Origin of the sequence: Pseudoalteromonas sp. SG41-1 (assembly GCF_014164575.1) — a bacterium.
In the GTDB taxonomy this organism is placed as follows: domain Bacteria; phylum Pseudomonadota; class Gammaproteobacteria; order Enterobacterales; family Alteromonadaceae; genus Pseudoalteromonas; species Pseudoalteromonas rhizosphaerae.
In genome coordinates this window covers 22948-43478 of record NZ_JACJFL010000019.1, presented here as the reverse complement: position 1 = coordinate 43478, position 20531 = coordinate 22948, and the positions used below count along the sequence as shown (strand labels likewise).

The window sequence follows — 20531 nt, the reverse complement described above, 5'->3', positions numbered from 1 at the left end:
TATCAAGCTCGCGTTTAGTTACGTTGAATATAGTCTAATGCCGTCATTTTATGATAATTAACATTACGATGCATAACATGCGCAGGTTCTGGATCAACAATTTCGATTGGGATATCGTAACTGCGTGCCACTTCTAGCGCCATTTGAGTAATATTAACGCTAAACGAAGTGCCAATAAAAACGATTTTATCGGCATCAAGCATCCGCTGTTGTGCTTCGCTAATACGATAAAGCTCAGTGTAATATTCATCAAATAACAACACAAAAGGCTTTAAAGATTGATCCAGCACAGGCTGCTGGTTTTCGATGTTAAACAGCTCAAGTAGTGACTCATGTAAGCGGCTTTCGTCTACATTATTCCACGGTGTCGCATGCGCTTTCACATCATCGCCTTGCTCATGAAACAAAGTCATTTGATCAAGCCGACCATGAATGGCGATATAGTTTTTATTGCCTGCTTTGCCATCTAGCCCGTCAATATTTTGTGTGATCAGGTTTTTATCGCTCAACCATTGATGAACTTCGTTAGGACCATGGTTACGGTAGGTGGCAAAGCGATGATAATACCAAGCTAAAAACTCACGCGGGTTGTTTACATACATAGCACGTGTAGCCATTTCCATTGGCGTATAGTTTTTACTACCAATAGTCCAAAACCCATCTTCACCTCGAAAGGTAGGAATACCGCTGGCGGCACTCACACCGGCTCCTGTTATATATAATGTATTCATAGCGTTCCCAATAAGCGCTAAACACACGTTTTATTTTTGCCTTGCTCCTTTGCTTGATAAAGCAATTCATCAGCTTTGTGCATCGCTTTATCAATAGACACATCCGCGGTTAATTTACTGATCCCCATACTCACTGTAACAGCCAGCTGGTTTACACCAATATCTAAACGATTTTGTGATAAAGCATGATGAATATCGTTGGCAAATTGTGTCGCTTGTTGTTTATTTTTATGACGTAGAAAAAATAAAAACTCTTCACCGCCCCAGCGCGCCACCATATCATTTTCACTTAACTGAGCAACAAATAATTCAGCAAGGTGTTTTAGCACTTCATCGCCAACTGAGTGACCATATTGATCATTAATATCCTTAAAATTATCTACATCCGCAATAATGATACTCGCCGTTTGCTGCTGTGCTTCAAATTGCTCGAGCTCTTCCATAGCATAACGTCGATTGGGTAGGTTTGTTAAAGGGTCGCGAGTCGCTAAATATTCATTTTTTTGAACAAGTTCAATCAAACGATGGCTGTACATTTGCCGAAAATATTCATAAAAGCCACTCAACAAAGCAACAATAATAAAAGAAGCAATAATACGAATTGGAAAATAAACCGAGTAGCCGCTGTAAAATTTAAAGTAGCTCGATAAATAAAAGGCGCCAGTTACGCAAATTACAAAAATAATTAAATCAATGATTCCCCGTTTAAAACCACGCACAAAAAAAGTTACCGGAGATACAATAAAAATCCAAATCGGCCCAGTGCCATGGCTCCCACCTGTAAGTACTAAATAAATCATTAAAGCATATAAAGTATACAGAACAATTAAAGAGGAAATCTCAACTCTATCGCCAAGAAAAAAAGAGGAGGCAAATAAAGCCGATGAGCCTAATAAAGGATAGGCCAAAATAGGTTGATTATTAAACAAAGCTATCATCGCCATACAAAGCGTTGTTACCGTACCTATTGCGGCGAATAACCTAATAATAAGTTTTCGCTCGGCCATATCGGAATAGCTAATCATCAATACAATGCATCACTTATCAATAGTAAAGGCAATCTTTGCATACAAAAGCTGATTGTAAGATTGCACTAAAATTAAAATAATTAATCAGTTACCAGTTCAAATATAGTCTAGACATAAGATCATTGTAAAAGTGAAAGTAGGAAATAATTACTAAAAGTCAACTTATACACGGATAACATCTTCGTATTACTAAGCTGAGCAAATAGGTTTTTGCACCTCATTGCATAAAAAATTCGCCTGCTCATTAACAATAATCTTCAGTCTTATCTAAGTTGCAACAGACTCGGTAAGACTGGAAATATTGCTAAAGCAGAGGATAAAAGCGGCCTCAAAAGTATCATTTAATAATTATATTTTGTTTTTTATAAGCCTAGCGAGAAAACCTTAAAAACATATGGTCAGAGCATTTATTGATTTTTTACCGTAGCGATTGCAGCATGATATTACCGATCAGTTGATAAATTAAAGCTGTAGTATTCCCATACTACCCTTACTTACTGTGAGCATGTTTAACTGGACAAGCAGTAAATACATTAACAAATCGTAAGGAGCAGCAAATGGCTAAAGTACTAATGATCACTGGTGACTTTGTAGAAGACTATGAAAATATGGTGCCGTTTCAGGCATTACTGGCAATGGGCCACGATGTGGATGCAGTCTGCCCAGATAAAAAAGCAGGCGATATGATTGCCACCTCTATTCATGATTTTGAAGGGGATCAAACCTACAGCGAAAAGCGCGGTCATAACTTTGCGCTCAACGCGACATTTGCCAACATTAATGCCGCTGATTACGATGCGCTTTACTTACCAGGAGGACGTGCACCTGAATATCTACGTTTGAATGCTAAAGTAATTGAGATCATTAAGTATTTTGCAAATAACAATAAACCTATCGCTTCGGTGTGTCATGGCGCGCAATTACTCACCGCCGCAGGTGTTATTAAAGGTAAAAAAATCTCTGCTTACCCAGCTTGCCAACCAGAAGTGAAAATGGCCGGTGCCGAGTACGTTGAGTTACCAATGGATGGTGCAATTACCGATGGTAATTTAGTTTCAGCACCAGCTTGGCCTGCGCATCCGGCTATGTTAAAACAGTTTGTCGCTTTGTTTTAACTAAAATTACAGGGAAAGGTCATGTGCCAATTATTTATAAATGCTCACAGTGAATTATGGAGTAATAAAACGAAGTCTTTACGTATTGATGGTGTCGTCACTTCAATTCGGTTAGAGCAGTTTTTTTGGCACACTTTAGAAGAAATTGCCGCACGCGATAACATGAGTATTAATCAGATGATTTGTAAACTGTATCGCGAATCCCTGCAAGCAAAACATGACGTGAGCAATTTCACCTCTTTTTTAAGAGTTTGTTGCTCACGTTATCTCGCGCTGATCGCCAATGGCGAGATCTGTCGTGATCTTAGCCAACCATTGGCGAGTGTTGATGTACAGCAAGTGCTCAACCGTGAGCAAAGCCGGTACTTTTCAAATTAAAAGCTGTAATTAATCCCAGCATAATAACGGCGGCCTGAATAACTAGTATTAAGTAGCCGCGCATCGGTATCTTTACCCAAACGTGTTACCGACTCCGATTGCGTTAAGTTAATTACCGCTGCGGTAAAGCTTAAGTTATCGGTAACGTTATATGCTGCATTTACATCTACTTGCTGGTATGGATCTTGGTAGACATTTAAACCACTGTTAATACCAAGCACCGTTTCACCTCGTTTATTGTACGAAGCGCGAATATTAAAACTATCCCCTTCATAATAAATAGAGGTGTTATATTGATAGTCAGCACTGCCTATTAATGGTGACTCTGCTAACTTTTCACCTGCAACTGTTACATCGGCCTGATTGGTGTTGTTATACGTGTAGTTTGCGTAAATACCAAAGCCACTATCAAAGGCGTGTTGAATAAACACTTCCACCCCTTTTGATACCGCATCAGTACCATTACCTACGGTGCTATACGGGGAAATGCTAATAGTACCAGCATCAACAAGACCTGCTTGCCCTGCAAATTCACGCTGTGAATCAATCACCAGTGGCACGATAAAGTTATCGACCTGTTTATGAAATAACGCAACACCTAATGCAGAACCTGGCGCGTAGTAATACTCAAGAGATAAATCGGCTTGTACTGACTCAAACGCTTTTAAATTTTTATTACCACCACTGCCACTAAATCCGGGTTGTTCATTAAAAGCGGCGCGATCATCTGCCCATTCGTCCGACACATAAGTAATACGCTGTTGACTACCCAAATCGCCGTAATCGGGGCGCGACATCACTTTAGCAAGCGCACCACGGATCACCACATCATCACTGGCATCCCACGCAATATTTAAACTCGGCAATACGTGGGTGTCTGTTGTTTGCTGGGTGATCAACTGGTATTGCTCAACTAAACGATCATCACCGGTGATTTGCTCGCCCGTTTCGTCATCGGTTTCATCCAATAAAAAGGTATAGAGATCGGTTGAAGCACTGCTAGTCTTGGTTTGTACAACGCGCACACCAAAATTACCGCGTATATCTCTGTATTCAAAATCACCTTGTAAATAAAACGCACTGATCTGCTCGGCAATATCATAGACAAAGTTATCTTCAATTCGAGTATACGGCACGTAGTTGCTGTAAATATAATCGCGATATTTATCCCAATTAATAGTTGGCATTAAATTGATATTAAAGCCACCAGCAATATTGCTTTCACCTTCCACATTAAACACATCTTGTGCCTGTGGCATACCATTATTCCATTGATAGCTATCAAATTGCGTGATACCCCCAGCGCTTGCCTCGCCTGCGGCAATATCAAAACTCGGATCAAGGAAAAAGTTGTTGCCCGTTTCGCGATGCAGTGATGCATCACGGTATTTTGCACCAGTGCGAATGGTGGTCAATATGCCCCAATCAACATAAAAATCAACGTCGCCTTGGTAGTACTTTTCTTCTAAGGTGCTACGTACAAAACTTGAGTTCGATGATCCTGCATCACGACCTCCGCCAACACCTGCGAGTAAGTTATTGAGTGTATTTGGGTCTATCAGCATCGAAATACGGTCATCACTGATTGACCAAGCGGCACTTTGCGAGGCGTTCTCAATATTACTTTGCCCCTCACCCGCGTTTGAGCTTTTATACGCTGCTTGCCAACTTTCTTTTGGCCCGCCTTTAGCTTTAGTTTTACCGACGACAAAGCGTGCTGTAAAGTTGTCGCCTTCGTAGCTTAAGTTAAAATCAAAAGTATCAGAGGTTGACTCTTCATCCACATAACTGCCGCGCAACCACGGCAATTGCATATCTTTTTCAACGCCACTGGCCATGGCACTATAGTCCATGCCATTGACAATTGTGCCACTTTCATCAAGTGTAATACCTGTTAAAAAGTCAGGATTTAACGCCCATTCCGGCATATCAACGACCGAGTCGCTGCGTTGTTGCTTTAAACTAAAACCAAAGTAATTAAAACCTAGTTCAATGCGATTAGTTGGTCGCCACTGAGTCGAAAACTGCACGCCTTCACGTTCACGTTTTTCATTCACAACAGAGCTGCGCACCACCTGCGGAAACCACATATTCTCATAACGTTGCCCGTTGGCATCAGTCACTACGCCCCAGTCATTACTGTTATCAACCTCGTTACCATTTATATCAACGGCTTGCTGACCTGTGTAACGCCAAACATTGGCATCTGTGCCACCAGAGAGCGTACGGTTGGTGCGTTCTTGACGGGTATAGCCAAGTAAAAAACCAAAGCTATCGCTATCGTTTTTCCATGAATACAAACCAGTAAACTGAGGTTCATAATCTTCCGTTACATCTGCATAAGTACTTTCAACATTAAAAACGCCCGAATTAGCATCCATATCCAATGGTTTGCGGCTATGCATTAACACTGTACCACCGACGCCACCTTCATCTAGTCGCGCTTCAGGTGATTTGAATACTTCAACGCTTGCGATCATCGCTGATGGGAGTAAAGCATAATCAAATGAACGAGATGGCTCCCCTGGTGAGGAGGCAATAAAATTACCATTTAACTGCGTGTAAGTAAGATCAGACGATAAACCACGAATACTCACCGTTGATCCTTCACCGCCTTCACGTTCAATCACTACACCCGGCACACGGGCTAATGAATCAGCCACATTTTTATCAGGGAACTTACCAATGTCTTCAGCGGTAATGGCATCAACCACAGAACTCGATAAACGCTTCACCGCTAAGTTTTCAGCCATGCTAGAGCGAATACCTCGCACCTCAATCACTTCCATATCTTTTTCTGTTTGAGTGCCTGTTAATTGCTCGGCAGCCGCCGCATTCATAGCACTAAAAACCGATAAACTAATAACTGAAAAACGCAGCGATGCTGCTAAAGGCGAGTAACACGTTGAGGTTGACATTGAATGTACGAGTCCATTACTGGTTAACAATTGTAAAGGCGGCAATTGTACACAGCCAGACTTAATGGATTGTTAACCACAACTTACAAGTAACTGAATAAGCGAACAAATAACCACCTCATAAGTAGCCTTGCTCGCACCTAAATAACAGAGCTCGATAGGTTAATTACTCAAACCTTGCATCCATAACGTTACTAACTGCTGAGCAGAGATACCTAGCGCTGGTGTCTCATTGGTATCTGCTGCTGTAGTGAAAATTTTCTGCGCGACTTGGCGACCAACAAGTTGAGAGGCTGAGGTTTTATCTATACGTTGTTGATAAAAAGCCGTTAAGGCGTGCTCTAAATCATCATACTTTTCTAACACCCGTACAAGATGCCAAGCATCTTCTAACGCCTGACATGCCCCCTGCCCTGAAGTAGGTAAAGGAGCATGAGCCGCATCTCCCATAATCAGTACGTTACCTTGATGCCAATATGGCAAACGGTCAATATCGTGCACAAATATTCGTTTCAGTGAGTTTTTATCATAAGACTTAAGCACCTGCTGTACTGCATCTGGCCAAGTTAAAAAGCGTTGGTGCATTTCTTCATACCAAGCAGATAGCGGCCGCGCTTTATCAATATTTGCACTCCACCCGGCAGCCCAATAACAAAGGTCTGCTTTAACAGGCACAATACCAAAGCGCTCGCCACGGCCGCGAAAATCATGGATCACGTTATCTAAAGTGCCCGGTTTTAACTGGCTAATAGCAATAATATTAATAAACCCCTGATACTGAGGAGTGATTTTTTCAGCATATAAGAATTGCCTTACCACCGAGTTCATCCGCCCATCAGCACCCACAACTAAATCAAAATCTTGTTTTAGTTGAGCAATCTCTGATACGGTTATTGCGCTGTTAAAATGTATGTTTGCTCCTAAATCAGCTAATGTGCGGCCCAACACACTCATAAGATCACGGCGCAATATACTGATACTAGAAAAACCACTGAGTGTATTTACTTTTGCAATATCAAATTCACTTTGCACCGTGCCATGCTGATCACACAGACGCATAAACAAAGGCATACCGCCCAGCGCTTGGATATGTTTATCCAAGCCCATTTGCTGTAACACAAACATTGCATTCGGCCATAACGTTACCCCGGCACCTATAGAAGAAATCTCACTATCGCGCTCAAATATGCTCACCTGATAACCTTTTCGTGCTGCAAGAATGGCCAGCGCTATTCCCCCGATGCCCGCACCCACAATGGCAATTCGCTTGCTGTTCATATTCTTTACCTCAATAATTAACTGAATAACCATTATCACAAAGTCATTTTTTAAGATAAATTAGTAATAATTGCGTTATTAATCCCATATTTTGAGTTAATTAATGATTGATAAAATCGAACTTCAGTGGTTACTCAGCTTTCAGTGCGTATATGAACAACTGAGCTTTAAACTCGCAGCCGAACAACTGCAATTGCCTACATCTAATGTTAGCCGCCATGTCGCGTTATTAGAGAAGCAACTTAATTTAAGGTTATTACAACGTACCACCCGAAAAATGATTGCAACGGCTGCAGGAAAACAACTTTATCAATCTATCACCCCACTGATACAAGCAATGAATGACTCGCTAGAAGAGGTGTCTGTGTATGGTGATTCTCTTGCCGGGCACCTTAAAATCATCATGCCTGATCTGCCTTTTTTAGCCGAAATAAGCGCAGAGTTTTGCTCTGTGCATCCACAAATACAACTAAGTTGCGATACGCAATTAAATCCAACCGAAGGCTTGTTAGAGGGATTTGATCTGGTGCTACGCTTTGGCCGTGGGCCATTGGACGATTCAGGTTGGATTGCTAAAGAACTGCTGCGCTGGCCCAGTTGCATTGTTGGCGCGCCACAACTGATAAACAATGCGCCACCGCCTCACTCGCTAGATGAGTTAAGTAAAGTTCCTTGTATTACTAGCTTATCAGTACTGCAAGGTATGCCTTGGCGTTTTAAACAACAACAAGCAGTGCAAGTAAAATCTAATTTTAAAGTAAACAGTGGCAACATGGCCAAAGCCGCTGCACTAAAAGGACTCGGCTATGCCATTTTACCCACTCATGCATGCCAAGAAGATATAGACAACGGCTCATTGATCAATATTAAACTCGACCATGAACCAGAAGATCTGGTGTTATACGCATTTTATGCAGGCAGGAAATACCCGCTAGAAAAGGTAAAAGTATTTTTAGAATTCTTAAAGTCTAAATGCATTGAGCTTAACTAAGATATCAATGCAATTAGAATTAGATGCACAAGTAAGCTAGAAGAAGGAAAGTATTAGCCCTCATACTCTGGTTTGCTAAAGATAACTTTTAAAACTCAAATCATCGAGGCGTTTAACCTCTGTCCAAAAAGTACTAAATGGTTTGATTATCCTCACCGCAGGGCAATTAATCATTTACTAATTAATTGCCCTGTGCGACGAACAGAAATCATCCCACTTTTTGTATATAGTCGATTGCCGTCATTTTTTATATGTGATGTTTCCAATTGAGAACGCCACAGGATCAGGATCTACAATTTCAACTAGCTTGTTATACTCTGCTGCTATCTGAAGCGCCATATTGGTAATGCCAACATTAAAAGAGGTACCAATAAACACCATTTTATCTGCATTAAGCATGCGTTGTTTAGCTTCACGAAAACGGTAAAGCTCAGTGTAGTATTCATCAAATAACAACACATACGGTTTAAACGAACGGTTCACCTTCGGATTTTTGTTTTCAATGTTAAACAGCTCCAATAACGAATCGTTTAAGCGGCTTTCATCAACTTTATGCCACGGTGCGGCTATTGGTTCTGGCAAACCATTTTTTTGATAGAGAGTCATTTGATCAAGGCGACCATGAATAGCGATGTAGTTTTTGTTACCCGCTTTACCATCAAGCCCATCAATATTTTGGGTGTTCACATTTTTATCACTAAGCCATTTATGTACTTCATTTGGCCCATAATCTCTATAAGTCGTAAATCGATGGTAATACCACGCTAAAAATTCGTGAGGATTAAATTTATACATCGCGCGAGTGGCCATTTTCATCGGTGTATAATTTTACTGCCAATGGTCCAATAACCGTCTTGCCCCCGGAAAGTTGGGATGCCACTGGCTGCACTTACACCTGCGCCAGTAATATATAATATCGTCATAAATAATCCTGTTTAATTGTAAGATTTACGACTCGTTATAGCAGCGTTTAGAGCCCTGTTGATTTCTAGCCAGTAAGTTAATTTGTGTAATTGCGCGCTCCATTTTTATGCGTGCTGAGCTATTAGCTGAATGAACGGTTATTGCTGGTGGTACAAAGCCATCAATAAACACTGCCCGCTCAATCCAAAGTAAAACATCATAGCCAGTGCCTTTAGTATCATTTCCTAAATCATGATCAAGGCTGAGCTGCTTTACTTTACCGGTCTTCAAAAGTTTAATCACTTCATCGGGCCAATAGGCTCGTAACCAACCGGCTGGAGTTTCCCTCTCATCATCTAAATATACGTTCATAGATTTATACCACTTAAAAAAGTATTCAGACTCTGAAAACAACAGCTAACAACCCTTTAAGTACAAATAGTGAATAACCGTTATTTCCCTGAGGGCGGCGGGGCTTGATTACGAATAAATGCGGGTATATCAAAAATATCTGAAGTTTGAGGTTTAGTGATTACAGCTTCTGGCTTTTTTAGTTCACTATTAGGCGCTTTATCATTAGGTTCAACAAGCATCTTAGCGCTTGCGCCAGTTGCTATGATCAACAGCTCATAATTAGTTGCTAAGCTCTCAATTTTAGACACACCACAGATCACTAGCGCATTAGGGCTAACTTGCTGGCGAACCGTGTCGGTGATGAGATTATAACTACCCAGTGAAATCTCATCTTTACAGTTTACTTGCACAATAACGCCGGTACTTGATGACATATCAACTTGGTTAACCAGCGGATTATTAAGCGCCCCATCAAGCGCGTTTGCAAGTTCATCTTCAAGATCGCACTTGCCTACACCTAATACGGCATCGCCTTGGCAATCCATAATTTTAGCAAAGTCGTTTAAATCAACGTTAATCAAACCTTGATAACACAGCATATCGATTAACGATTTTATTAATGAATGCAATATTTGGTTGCTGTGTTTAAAGGCATCAAACAAGCCAACATCATTACCTAACACTTCAATAAGTTGATCATTAGGTAACGTGATCACCGCATTAGCATACTCTTTTAAGGTATTCAGCCCTGCTTGCGCTATGTTGCTTCTAAACTGCCCTTCACTGCTAAAAGGCAATGTCGCTACAAATATCACTGGCTTATTTTGCTCACGCGCAAGCTGCGCTATAAATGGGCTTGCGCCAGTGCCGGTGCCACCACCAAGCCCTGTTGCACACAATAAAATATCGCAGCTATTTATTAATACTAACAGTTGCTCTTTACTCTCTTGAGCAGCCTGCAGGCCAACCTCAGGATCGGCCCCAGCGCCATAACCATGAGTGAGCTCTGCACCGATAAGCACGGCATCATCACTTTGTGTATGTTCGAGCACCACTTTATCGGTATTAACACTAAATAACTTAGCCTGCTTACTCTCTCGCTGCTCATAAATACTATTTAACGTATTACAGCCGCAGCCACCAATACCAAATACACCAATAGATAAACCATCTTGCTGCTCAATTAATTGAAACATAACCACTCCTTTCATCTTTAAAAGAAGCATAGCAAACAGGTGCGTCAATTCTTGACGCACCCAGACTAGCTAAGGTCATTAGAGGTAGTTTGTAGTAGCAGCTTTAAGCTTAGAAATAATTCTTTGCCGCAGCTTTTCAGGTTTAATAACCTCAAGCCAATGAGCACATTTAAATAGCTCATCAGTTAACTGCTCTGTATCAATGGTTTGGTAGGTGAGTAATACGTTTTTATCGTCAATATGTTGCTTGTCAGTCAGATAGCCAAGTTCAATAAAACCTTGATTAACCGCCGAATGGCTGGGCACTTTAACAATTAACTCAATAGCTGATTGCGTCATGCCTTTGTTAATAGCACTGCGTAACGATTTTAACTGCTCAGTGCTTGGCTCACGTCGTGTTTTTTGCAGTACCTGTACATTACGAATACGGTAAACCGGCATCTGGTAGCATTTATCGTGAAGTTGCCCCACCATAAACTGCACCATTAAAACACCACCTTGATCAACTAAGTTATAAAAACTCAATTCAGTAAATTTTAACCAGTGCGCCTCATCATAAAGCACTCTATAAAGCTCAGCACTCACAGCACGTTTGTGTTTAATGGCATGTTCAATTTGCTTAACCAACTGAGTATCAATATTTACTTTTAAGGAAGGTTTTGGCAGGGTTGAAAGCCAATCAGGCACATAGCCATTAAAACGTTTAAACGCCTGCTCTGCTTTAATATGCACAGACTGCTTAACATCGCTCGGTACAGATTGTGGTAGTAACTGCTCCAACAACAAATAATGCTCTGCAACTTCGGTACTCATTACTCTTGAGTTGCTACTTCGCCACTGCGCATTGATAGACCAGCCATAGGGCTTACTGCGGGTATCTTTTTCAAGCCCAAAGCAACCTTGCTCGTAAAGTGATTGTAGATCGCGTTGCAGCATACGAATTGAAATATCAAAGTCACGTTCAAGCAATTTTTGCTGCAACTGGTGGGTCGAGATAGAGCTTGGTGCTATTGGCACAAGCTCTAAAATTGATAAATGACGATGTGAATTCATTAAATTAGGTGGGAAGTAGTCATTTTTGAATTACTCTAAAGTGCTCTTGGATACTTCGTCCAAATTTTATGTCAGCTGATAAAGCTATACGATACCCACGTAAATAATGTTTATCTAACTTTGATCGATCTTTTAAAGGTACTGTTATGAGCTTTTTTTTCATAACTTCAACCGCATCCCATGCAGAAATATCAACTTCAAGAGAGGCTATTATTACTTGGTTTCCAGGACTCCCTGTAATACCAAGTATTAACGTCGGAGACAGTTTTTTATCTTTAATCCAAGTACCTAGATATTTATCATTTCCTAATTGCCAATATTTTTCTACTCTTTCGACGATTGCATCATCACTAGGTGGGTCTACTAAATTATACCCAACTCTATCGCCTAACGTTTTATCTGTGACCTTAACTAATATAATTGACTTTGTATTCCCTTTAAACAAACGGTCATATTCTAAAGGTTGTTGCTCAAGCCTAGTAATGTATTTTTCTGGAACACCCAAAGGACGAAAACTGTACTTAGAAGACTCTTTTCGCATATTAAATTCAGGCTGGTGAGTAGAAATTAATGCTTCTTCAACAGCAATAGCTGTTTGTTCATTTTCATACGGGCCTGCTATTTCGAGCTTATAGCTTGCTTTTTTTAACCAATTCTCAAGTTCAATATTATGTGTCTTTTTTTGGTGCGATGAGGCTCGTGTAGCAGACTTGCCCCTCCCCGCATATTTAATTTTGGAAGTCTTTGGGTCTCTGTATATATAGACATACTGTTCATTAACTTTCATAGATATCCTTTTAAGAATTAAAGCTTTTAACTATTTTTAAGTTATAAGCTGTGAGAGATCCACTATTCTGTAGCGATAATTAGATGTAACTAATTCTAAAAACTAAATAACAAACCCAATCTTCTGCTTCCCACCTTCTTTTAAATCGTTTTGTTCTTGTAAGATTGATAACATTCGCTCTTGAGTTATTCGTTTCTTTGAAAATTTCATTTGCCTTTTTACAATCGCAAAGTCACCTGGTGTTAACTTCGACAGTTTGAATAGCTTATGCATTAGGTCCTTCTTTAACACCCCTTGGCCCAATGTATCTTTAAATAATTGCTTAGCTTGAACCGAAGTTAAGTAGGTTAAATTTAAATTAAAATCAAATCGCCTCATTACCGCTTTATCTAGATTTTTAGCAAAGTTAGTCGCAGCAAAAAGTGGGAGTTGAAATTGCTCCATCTGGCATAATAATTCATTAACTGTTTGTACCTCCCAATTTGCCGTTGCTTGTTCACGGCTACACAACAAGCTATCAGCTTCATCAATAAATATTGCACTTCCTTCTTGTGTAGCTTGTTTAAATAGTTGAGCAATGTTTTGCTCATTTTCGCCAACCCACTTGCTTAGTAAGTCAGATGCTTTGATCGAAATAAGTTTAAAGTCAGCTTTTTCGCATAAATAATTCACAAAGGCTGTTTTACCTGTGCCTGGCGGGCCAGTTAGCAATGTACGTGAACTTGAATACTCTATTACAGCCTCTTCCACCTGTTCGAGTGATGCATACTCAGACTCTACGTTTACCATTTGTGGATTAAACTTTTGCGCTGCTTGATAAGTTAATTCATATGTTGAAAAGCCGCATGCAGTTAAGGTGTCTTGAATATTCTCTTCAATACATTCACGTGCTTCTTGAGCTTTAAATCCACATAACCTCGCTACATGTACTGCTTTAGCAATATGAGCTGGCAGCAAATTCTTTTGAGCAGCTAACTGACTTATAAAACTGTTACCAACACTCAAGCCTTTAACATATTTGCCGATCATTTTTTCTTTAGTTGCTTTGTTTAGCTCAGGAATTTCGTAAACAATATTAAATCGTCTAATAACGCTCTGTGGTAAATCCTCTAAATGGTTGGTGATCCAAATACTCACCACCGGGTGATTTTCAATGTAAGTATGAAGTAATTCTTTTGAAAAGCTCTTAGAGAATAAATCACGCTCAAAAATATTTTCACATTCATCCAGTAACAATATTGTCTTTTTACGTTTTGCTACCAGCTTACTCACCACATTAAAGTGTTCTAAACGTAGTTCAGAGCTTGCGCTTCGGCTATCGAGCTCGTTTGTTGGGCTTATTAAATTACTACCTTTAGCTTGCACCTTAAGCAACTGCGAACCACACGCTTGCGCTATATATTTCGCCAATGAAGTTTTACCCGAACCTGGCACACCATAAAATAGAATACTCAATGCTTGATCACCCGTCTTAGTCGCATTTTGCGTAGCTTTTAGTAAAGTATTTAAATCTAAGTGAGATAAATCAGCAGCGCTAAGCTCAGAAGCTTCACAAGGAGTTACTAAACTAGATAGAATATCACTTTCACTATTTAACTTACCCTCGAGCAGGCTTTTAGCAATTGCGGTTGGTAGTATTAAAAACTCATCTTCCCCAGCAAATATCTCCATATCCATAGAATACATGCCAGATTCAATAATTAACCCAATTTGCTTGTTAAGCAGTGCCTCATCAATACTAAGCACGTAAGCTATTTTTTCTAAAATAATGCTCGCGTAATCGTCACGTAAGTATTCAACAAGTTCGCGCAATGGTTTACTGAGCGTCATACAGCACGAAAAAATAACTAAAGGAGTAACCGCTTTTGGCAGTGAAAACGCTTTACAAAATATATACACATTTTTTTGTATCGTTTTTGACATTGTGTTGATTGCTAAATGATCTAATCGGGCTATCAAATCATCAACATCTAAGCCCTGTAAATTTGTATAGCTAAAACCAGAAATGCTACATAAAGCCTTTTTAAATAGCTTATCTTGCCAAAGCACTTCTACGTCGAACTCTTCTAATAATTCAGTGGTAAAGTGTGCCACAATACGTTTTAATTGAGGGGTTGTGTTCATGCTATGTACCTAGTTGTTTGTAATCAATAAGTACATAGTAACCGGTATAAAGTAGTATTTTATAACGTAAAAAAACGCAAACAAAATAAGTGCAACGCATTGATTTTAAATAATTTAAGTGTTTTTTCTTTCTGCTTTTTTAATTGGGAATTTGCAATACTTTGTAAAGCATTGTTTTAAAAAACAAAAAATTAAATAAATTAGGTAATAGCGTTAATATAAACTTTATTAGGATTTATATGGAAATAATTAATAAAAACCCTGGCTCATTTGATAATCCTATTACTATCAAAAATAAACATCAAAACTCAAAATTATCGAAAGAATACAGCGCTCGTGGTGAGGCATACATTCATCGCCCATTATTACAAAGCTCTACTAAAAATAACAATGGCGATGAATTTGCATTTGATAAGGCGCCAGAAGGAGATGAACATTTTGCTTTAAATGTTATCTCCAACCCTAACTTACAACCACTTGATATTAAAATAGCCTTAGCCTTATTTGAAATACTTGAATGGCGTCACAAAGCTGAAGGCATGGTTTACTTATGTACCTCAAAAGAGTTAGACCTCGAAAACTATGGTGAATTCGGGGAGGATATTGTTTTTAGCGATGGATTTGAGAGAGAAATAGACCCTACCCCGCTTGCTGACCAGTTATATAAGTTATTCAAAACTTCAGTCTCTACCGATATTTTGAATAAAGTGCTCACCCGATTAGATAGCTTTCACTACATAAACGTAACTCCCGTTACAATGGCAAATTCAAAGCTTGCTAAACCAGAACAAAAGGCTAGTAAGAATAAAGCTTATTTAAAGCTAATTGAAATTAACGAAATGATGGATACAAAAAACCTCACCAATATTTGGGTTGTAAATAAGGAATTAAAATGAATAAACATAATTATTGCCGCAGAATTATGGAAGTGTACGGTGTTATTGTCGACTTTGAAGGGAATATTGCTAGAACTAATGTACCAGGCCCTATAGATGAAAATGAAACACTTAAAGGTTGGACTAATCGAGTTTTAGGTGATGACGTTGATGATGTCTCATTTAGTTTGCAGCACACTTATGCACCACAAACTAGAATGAGCACTATTATTGATGACTCCCATGATGCTGCACAGCAAGCCAAAAAGATACTAAAGAACACAGTTAAAAATAAAACTGACCGCTTGAAGGAAGAGCTGGAGCAGGAATCTTTAAAACACCAGAAAAAAATTAAAAAGCTTTTAGCTAAGCAAAAAGCTAAAAAAGAAATCCCCTTAGAAGTGTCCTCCCCAAAAGCCGATGATTTAGATCTTGAAGAAGTTTATGGCTTAGCAAAAGATTTAACTCTGCATCCAATAACTGAGCAATTAATAGACTCCGCATTTAATCGTGAAAGTTTAACTCCTGAAGAGTTAATCTTAAATTTAGTGATGTCGTTAAACTTACGTGTAGATGAACTCGATAAACTCAGAGACCTTAATCCTTAATATCGACTTATAGAGTTAGCATTGTTGACTATAAACCCAATCTCCTCTTGCTTATTTAGCTAATTTATATAAATTAGCTAAATACTCTTCTCAAAGTACACTCTTATGAACGAGCAAGTGATATTCGATAATATCAAAACAGCGTTAAACAACGCGCCACGCAATCAGTTTACTGTCGAAATGCACCTACAAATGATTAAATACGCTGATAATCTAAAAAGCATAACCGCTAAAGAATTTTGCCAAGGCGTAGGGTTAAAAGACAGTTTTGGCACTGAATTTTCAAAAATGCGCAACCTCACTCAACGACTCAAAGCCGCAGGCTTAAACACCGACTTGCTCTAATAACGCTTTCACAAGGATTAAACGAAACTCCAATGGCTATTAAAAAAACAGAACTCTATTCATCTCTTTGGGCAAGTTGTGACGAACTACGTGGTGGTATGGATGCCAGCCAATATAAAGACTACGTACTGACTATGTTATTTATGAAGTACGTAAGCGACAAATTTAAAGGCGACCCTTACGCCATGATAGTCGTACCAAAAGGTGCCAGCTACGACGATATGATTGCCGCTAAAGGCGATAAAGAAATTGGCGATAAAATTAATAAAATCATTTCAGCCCTTGCTGAAGAAAACGACCTTAAGGGCGTGATTGATGTTGCCGACTTTAACGATGAAGACAAGCTCGGCAAAGGCAAAGACATGATTGACCGCTTAACCAAATTGGTAGGTATATTTCAGGGGTTAGACTTATCAACCAACCGTGCTGGCGGCGACGACTTATTAGGTGATGCTTATGAGTTTTTAATGCGCCACTTTGCGACTGAATCAGGTAAATCAAAAGGCCAGTTTTATACGCCATCTGAGGTTTCTCAAATATTAGCCAAAGTAGTGGGTATAACAAAAGATACCCCGCAAGATGCTACGGCGTACGATCCTACATCGGGCTCAGGTTCGTTATTATTAAAAGCCAGTGACGAAGCACCCCGAGGGCTGTCTATTTACGGGCAAGAAATGGATAACGCGACTAGCGCACTCGCTCGTATGAACATGATATTACACAACAATACAACGGCTAAAATTTACAAAGGCAATACCCTGTCTGATCCACACTGGAAAGACGCAGATGGTCAACTAAAAACCTTTGATTTTGCCGTGGCTAACCCGCCATTTTCCAATAAAAACTGGACCAGCGGCTTAACCCCAGAAAACGACTTATACAACCGCTTCACTTGGGGCATACCACCAGAAAAAAATGGCGACTACACTTTCTTATTGCACATTATCAAAAGCTTAAAAAGCACCGGTAAAGGTGCGGTGATCTTACCTCATGGCGTGCTATTTCGTGGCAATGCTGAAGCCACTATTCGTGAAAACCTGATCAAACAAGGTTACATCAAAGGCATTATTGGCCTGCCGGCAAACTTGTTCTACGGCACAGGTATTCCTGCTTGTATCATCGTGATTGATAAAGAGCACGCGCAAAAAGCAGTAACCAATTTTAATGAAGGTGATGAACAACTGCCAACGGTAACAGGTCGCCCAATTTTTATGATTGACGCCAGCAAAGGCTACATTAAAGACGGCAACAAAAACCGCCTACGCAGCCAAGATATTCATAAAATTGTTGATGTGTTTAACAAAGGGTTGGAGCTTGAGCGCTTTAGCCGTTTAGTCCCCTTAGATGAAATAGCCAAAAACGATTACAACCTTAATATTCCCCGTTATATTGACTCTTCAGAGCCAGAAGACTTGCACGATTTAAGCGCCCACCTGCAAGGCGGTATTCCTAACCGTGATATCGATGCATTACAGCATTACTGGCAAGTGTTCCCAAGCATTAGGGCGACTCTTTTCAAGCCAGCGCCTGACCCTAAACGAAGCGGTTACAGTCTCTGTATGCTTGAAGCCAGCCAAGTTAAAAGTAGCATTCTTGCTCATCAAGAATTTAAAGACTTCGCCAGCCTCAGCTTATTGCCATTTAAGAACTGGATACCTGAAGCCAAATTAAAAGAAATTAAAGTAGGCGATAATCCAAAAGAGTTTATTTTCGATATTTCAGAAAACTTACTCAGCGCTTATGCCAATAGCGAACTACTTAGTAAATACGATATTTACCAAATTCTGATGGACTACTGGGCCGATATCCTACAAGACGATGTATATGTATTGGCACAAGATGATTGGCAGGCAGGTAATACGTTACGTGAGTTAGTGGCTAAGAAAGGCGAGAAGCTTAAAGAAACGCCTGATTTAATTATCAATAAAACAAAGTACAAAGCCGAGCTTATTCCGCCAAGCTTAATAGTTGCTCGTTATTTTGCAGGTGTTCAAGCCAAGATTGATGCCCTGCAAGCTAAACAAGATGAAGCAACTCAAACACTAGAAAGCTATCTTGAAGAACATGGTGCTGAAGATTGTTTATTAGCTGACGCCATGAACGATAAAGACAAAATCACCAAAGCCAGTGTCGCTGCCAGATCTAAGTTAGCAACCGATCCTGAAGAAGTTAAAGTACTTAAACAAGCAACTAAGTTGTTTAACGCTGAAACTGCTGCTAAAAAAGCAGTAAAAGAAGCGCAAGAGGCTTTGGATTTAGCCGTATTTAACCAATATCCAAAACTGACTATTGATGAAATTAAAACCCTGATTGTCGATGACAAGTGGCTTGCCACATTACAAGCGAATATTATTGCTGAAATTGAGCGTGTCACTCAGCAAATGGCAAACCGTGTTAAAGAGCTGGAAGAGCGTTATAGCACACCGTTACCAAAGCTATCCAACTCGGTTGATGACCTAAGTGATAAAGTGGCAGTTCACCTAAAAGCAATGGGCTTGGAGTGGTCATTATGAGTGCTTTAGAGCAAATGATTCCTGATGGTTACAAGCAAACTGACGTTGGTGTAATTCCTAAAGATTGGAAATCAGATCAGTTGGGTAATTATGTGGAGATATGTAGTGGTGACAGCCCATCAAGATTTGAGTTTAAACCAGAAGGTATTCCTTACTTTAAAGTTGAACAGTTAAATAATCACCCTGTCTATGCAGAAGCGACTCCATACTTTATTGAAAATTCAAAAGTAATTTCATCTGGCAGTGTAATTTTTCCCAAAAGAGGAGCATCGATCCTTTCCAATAAAATTAGAATTCTTAAAAAAGATTCTTTTATGGATACAAATTTAATGACATTGACTTGCAGTGCGATGTTAGATGGTAAGTACCTGTACAATCAATTAACCTATTTAGGACTAGATTCTGTTGCGGATACAACTTCAATCCCTCAGATAAATAATAAACATATAATACCTTTTTATATTCCTGTTCCAACTATCGAGGAACAAACCGCCATTGCCAATACCTTATCCGATGTTGATGCACTATTAACAGAATTGGAAAAATTGATCGCGAAAAAACAAGCGATAAAAACCGCCACCATGCAGCAACTGCTAACAGGAAAAACCCGTTTACCGCAGTTTGCTACTAACACTGAAGGCCCTGACGAAGATAAGCGCAAAGGCACAAAATCCAGCGAACTAGGTGAAATCCCAGAGGATTGGGGTGTGCAAACCGTTTATGAACTAGCAGAAGGTCAAAAATCATTATTTGATGATGGTGACTGGATTGAAGCTGAATATATCACTGATAAAGGTGTTCGCTTAATTCAAACTGGGAATATTGGTGTTGGCAGCTATCAGGAAAAAGCAAATAAAAAATATATTTCTGAAAGTTCATTTATAAAGTTGAAATGCAAAGAGTTAAAACAAGGTGATTTGTTAATTTGTAGGTTGGCTGAACCTGCTGGTCGGGCATGTATATTTCCTGACATTGGAGAAGAAAAAATTATTACGTCTGTTGACGTAACTATTTTTAGACCTCCAGTAGAAACAGTAAATAGAGAGTATTTATTACACTACTTTTCAACAAACGAATGGTTTAGCTCTGTTCTGGAACAAGTTGGAGGTACAACTCATAAGCGTATTTCTAGGGGGGCATTGGGTCGTATCCGAGTACCAATACCTAAGTTAGCAGAACAAACCGCAATCGCCACTATCCTCTCGGATATGGATAACGAAATTCAAACCCTTGAACAACGCTTGACGAAAACGCGCCAAATCAAGCAAGGTATGATGCAACAGCTACTCACGGGTCGTACAAGGTTGCCATTTAAGCAGGCGGAGGAAGCTTAA

General features: G+C 39.6%; 17 protein-coding genes and 1 pseudogene. 8 read left to right on the top strand and 10 right to left on the bottom strand.

The window, feature by feature from the left end:
• Positions 1-14: 14 nt before the first annotated feature.
• Both H5203_RS12250 and H5203_RS12245 read right to left on the bottom strand, forming a co-directional pair.
• A complete protein-coding gene (locus tag H5203_RS12250) occupies positions 15-731 on the bottom strand; it encodes a Sir2 family NAD-dependent protein deacetylase (protein WP_145242056.1) in 717 nt (238 codons plus the stop codon).
• Positions 732-748: 17 nt separating this feature from the next.
• A complete protein-coding gene (locus H5203_RS12245) occupies positions 749-1738 on the bottom strand; it encodes a GGDEF domain-containing protein (protein WP_259397344.1) in 990 nt (329 codons plus the stop codon).
• A gap of 578 nt (positions 1739-2316) precedes the next feature.
• Between H5203_RS12245 and H5203_RS12240 the strand changes: the two genes are divergently transcribed.
• Entirely contained in the window at positions 2317-2874 is a 558-nt protein-coding gene (locus H5203_RS12240; RefSeq protein ID WP_145242058.1) for a DJ-1/PfpI family protein, read from the top strand.
• A 21-nt stretch (positions 2875-2895) separates the two neighbouring features.
• Positions 2896-3252 carry a ribbon-helix-helix domain-containing protein gene (locus H5203_RS12235; RefSeq protein WP_145242060.1) on the top strand — a complete coding sequence of 119 codons (357 nt, stop codon included), beginning with the start codon at positions 2896-2898 and terminating at the stop codon, positions 3250-3252.
• Here H5203_RS12235 and H5203_RS12230 read toward each other — a convergent pair.
• Together H5203_RS12230 and H5203_RS12225 are read right to left on the bottom strand one after the other, a co-directional pair.
• On the bottom strand, positions 3249-6170 hold the full coding sequence (locus H5203_RS12230; protein ID WP_182819812.1) for a TonB-dependent receptor: 2922 nt from the start codon (positions 6168-6170) through the stop codon (positions 3249-3251). The two genes, H5203_RS12235 and H5203_RS12230, sit on opposite strands and share 4 nt — an antisense overlap.
• A gap of 162 nt (positions 6171-6332) precedes the next feature.
• The gene (locus H5203_RS12225) at positions 6333-7448 is read right to left on the bottom strand and encodes an FAD-dependent monooxygenase (protein ID WP_182819811.1); all 1116 of its coding nucleotides are present in this window, start codon (positions 7446-7448) and stop codon (positions 6333-6335) included.
• 103 nt (positions 7449-7551) lie between these two features.
• On the opposite strand from H5203_RS12225, the gene H5203_RS12220 reads away from it, so the two are divergent.
• Positions 7552-8439 (top strand): LysR family transcriptional regulator, encoded by an 888-nt coding sequence (locus H5203_RS12220; protein ID WP_182819810.1) that lies wholly within the window; start codon positions 7552-7554, stop codon positions 8437-8439.
• 208 nt (positions 8440-8647) lie between these two features.
• On the opposite strand, the pseudogene H5203_RS12215 reads toward H5203_RS12220, so the two are convergent.
• From H5203_RS12215 to H5203_RS12190, 6 genes and pseudogenes are all read right to left on the bottom strand, one after another.
• A pseudogene (locus H5203_RS12215) lies at positions 8648-9362 on the bottom strand (SIR2 family NAD-dependent protein deacylase).
• Positions 9363-9387: 25 nt separating this feature from the next.
• Positions 9388-9714 carry a cyclic-phosphate processing receiver domain-containing protein gene (locus tag H5203_RS12210; RefSeq protein WP_145242070.1) on the bottom strand — a complete coding sequence of 109 codons (327 nt, stop codon included), beginning with the start codon at positions 9712-9714 and terminating at the stop codon, positions 9388-9390.
• A gap of 80 nt (positions 9715-9794) precedes the next feature.
• Positions 9795-10892, bottom strand: a complete 1098-nt coding sequence (locus tag H5203_RS12205) for a cell division protein FtsZ (RefSeq protein WP_182819809.1) — start codon at positions 10890-10892, stop codon at positions 9795-9797.
• Between the two features lie 78 nt (positions 10893-10970).
• A complete protein-coding gene (locus tag H5203_RS12200; RefSeq protein ID WP_259401944.1) occupies positions 10971-11945 on the bottom strand; it encodes a YafY family protein in 975 nt (324 codons plus the stop codon).
• Between the two features lie 19 nt (positions 11946-11964).
• Positions 11965-12732 carry a hypothetical protein gene (locus tag H5203_RS12195; protein WP_182819808.1) on the bottom strand — a complete coding sequence of 256 codons (768 nt, stop codon included), beginning with the start codon at positions 12730-12732 and terminating at the stop codon, positions 11965-11967.
• A gap of 102 nt (positions 12733-12834) precedes the next feature.
• Complete coding sequence (locus H5203_RS12190) at positions 12835-14856, bottom strand: ATP-binding protein (protein ID WP_182819807.1); 2022 nt, start codon at positions 14854-14856, stop codon at positions 12835-12837.
• 239 nt (positions 14857-15095) lie between these two features.
• On the opposite strand from H5203_RS12190, the gene H5203_RS12185 reads away from it, so the two are divergent.
• From H5203_RS12185 to H5203_RS12165, 5 genes are all read left to right on the top strand, one after another.
• Positions 15096-15752, top strand: coding sequence for a hypothetical protein (locus tag H5203_RS12185; protein ID WP_145242091.1), 657 nt, complete (start codon positions 15096-15098; stop codon positions 15750-15752).
• Positions 15749-16339 carry a hypothetical protein gene (locus H5203_RS12180; RefSeq protein ID WP_182819806.1) on the top strand — a complete coding sequence of 197 codons (591 nt, stop codon included), beginning with the start codon at positions 15749-15751 and terminating at the stop codon, positions 16337-16339. The genes H5203_RS12185 and H5203_RS12180 overlap by 4 nt, the downstream gene beginning before the upstream one ends.
• A 105-nt stretch (positions 16340-16444) precedes the next feature.
• Positions 16445-16684 (top strand): transcription factor, encoded by a 240-nt coding sequence (locus tag H5203_RS12175; RefSeq protein WP_182819805.1) that lies wholly within the window; start codon positions 16445-16447, stop codon positions 16682-16684.
• Positions 16685-16716: 32 nt separating this feature from the next.
• Positions 16717-19197, top strand: a complete 2481-nt coding sequence (locus H5203_RS12170) for a type I restriction-modification system subunit M (protein WP_182819804.1) — start codon at positions 16717-16719, stop codon at positions 19195-19197.
• Positions 19194-20531 (top strand): restriction endonuclease subunit S, encoded by a 1338-nt coding sequence (locus H5203_RS12165; protein ID WP_182819803.1) that lies wholly within the window; start codon positions 19194-19196, stop codon positions 20529-20531. The genes H5203_RS12170 and H5203_RS12165 overlap by 4 nt, the downstream gene beginning before the upstream one ends.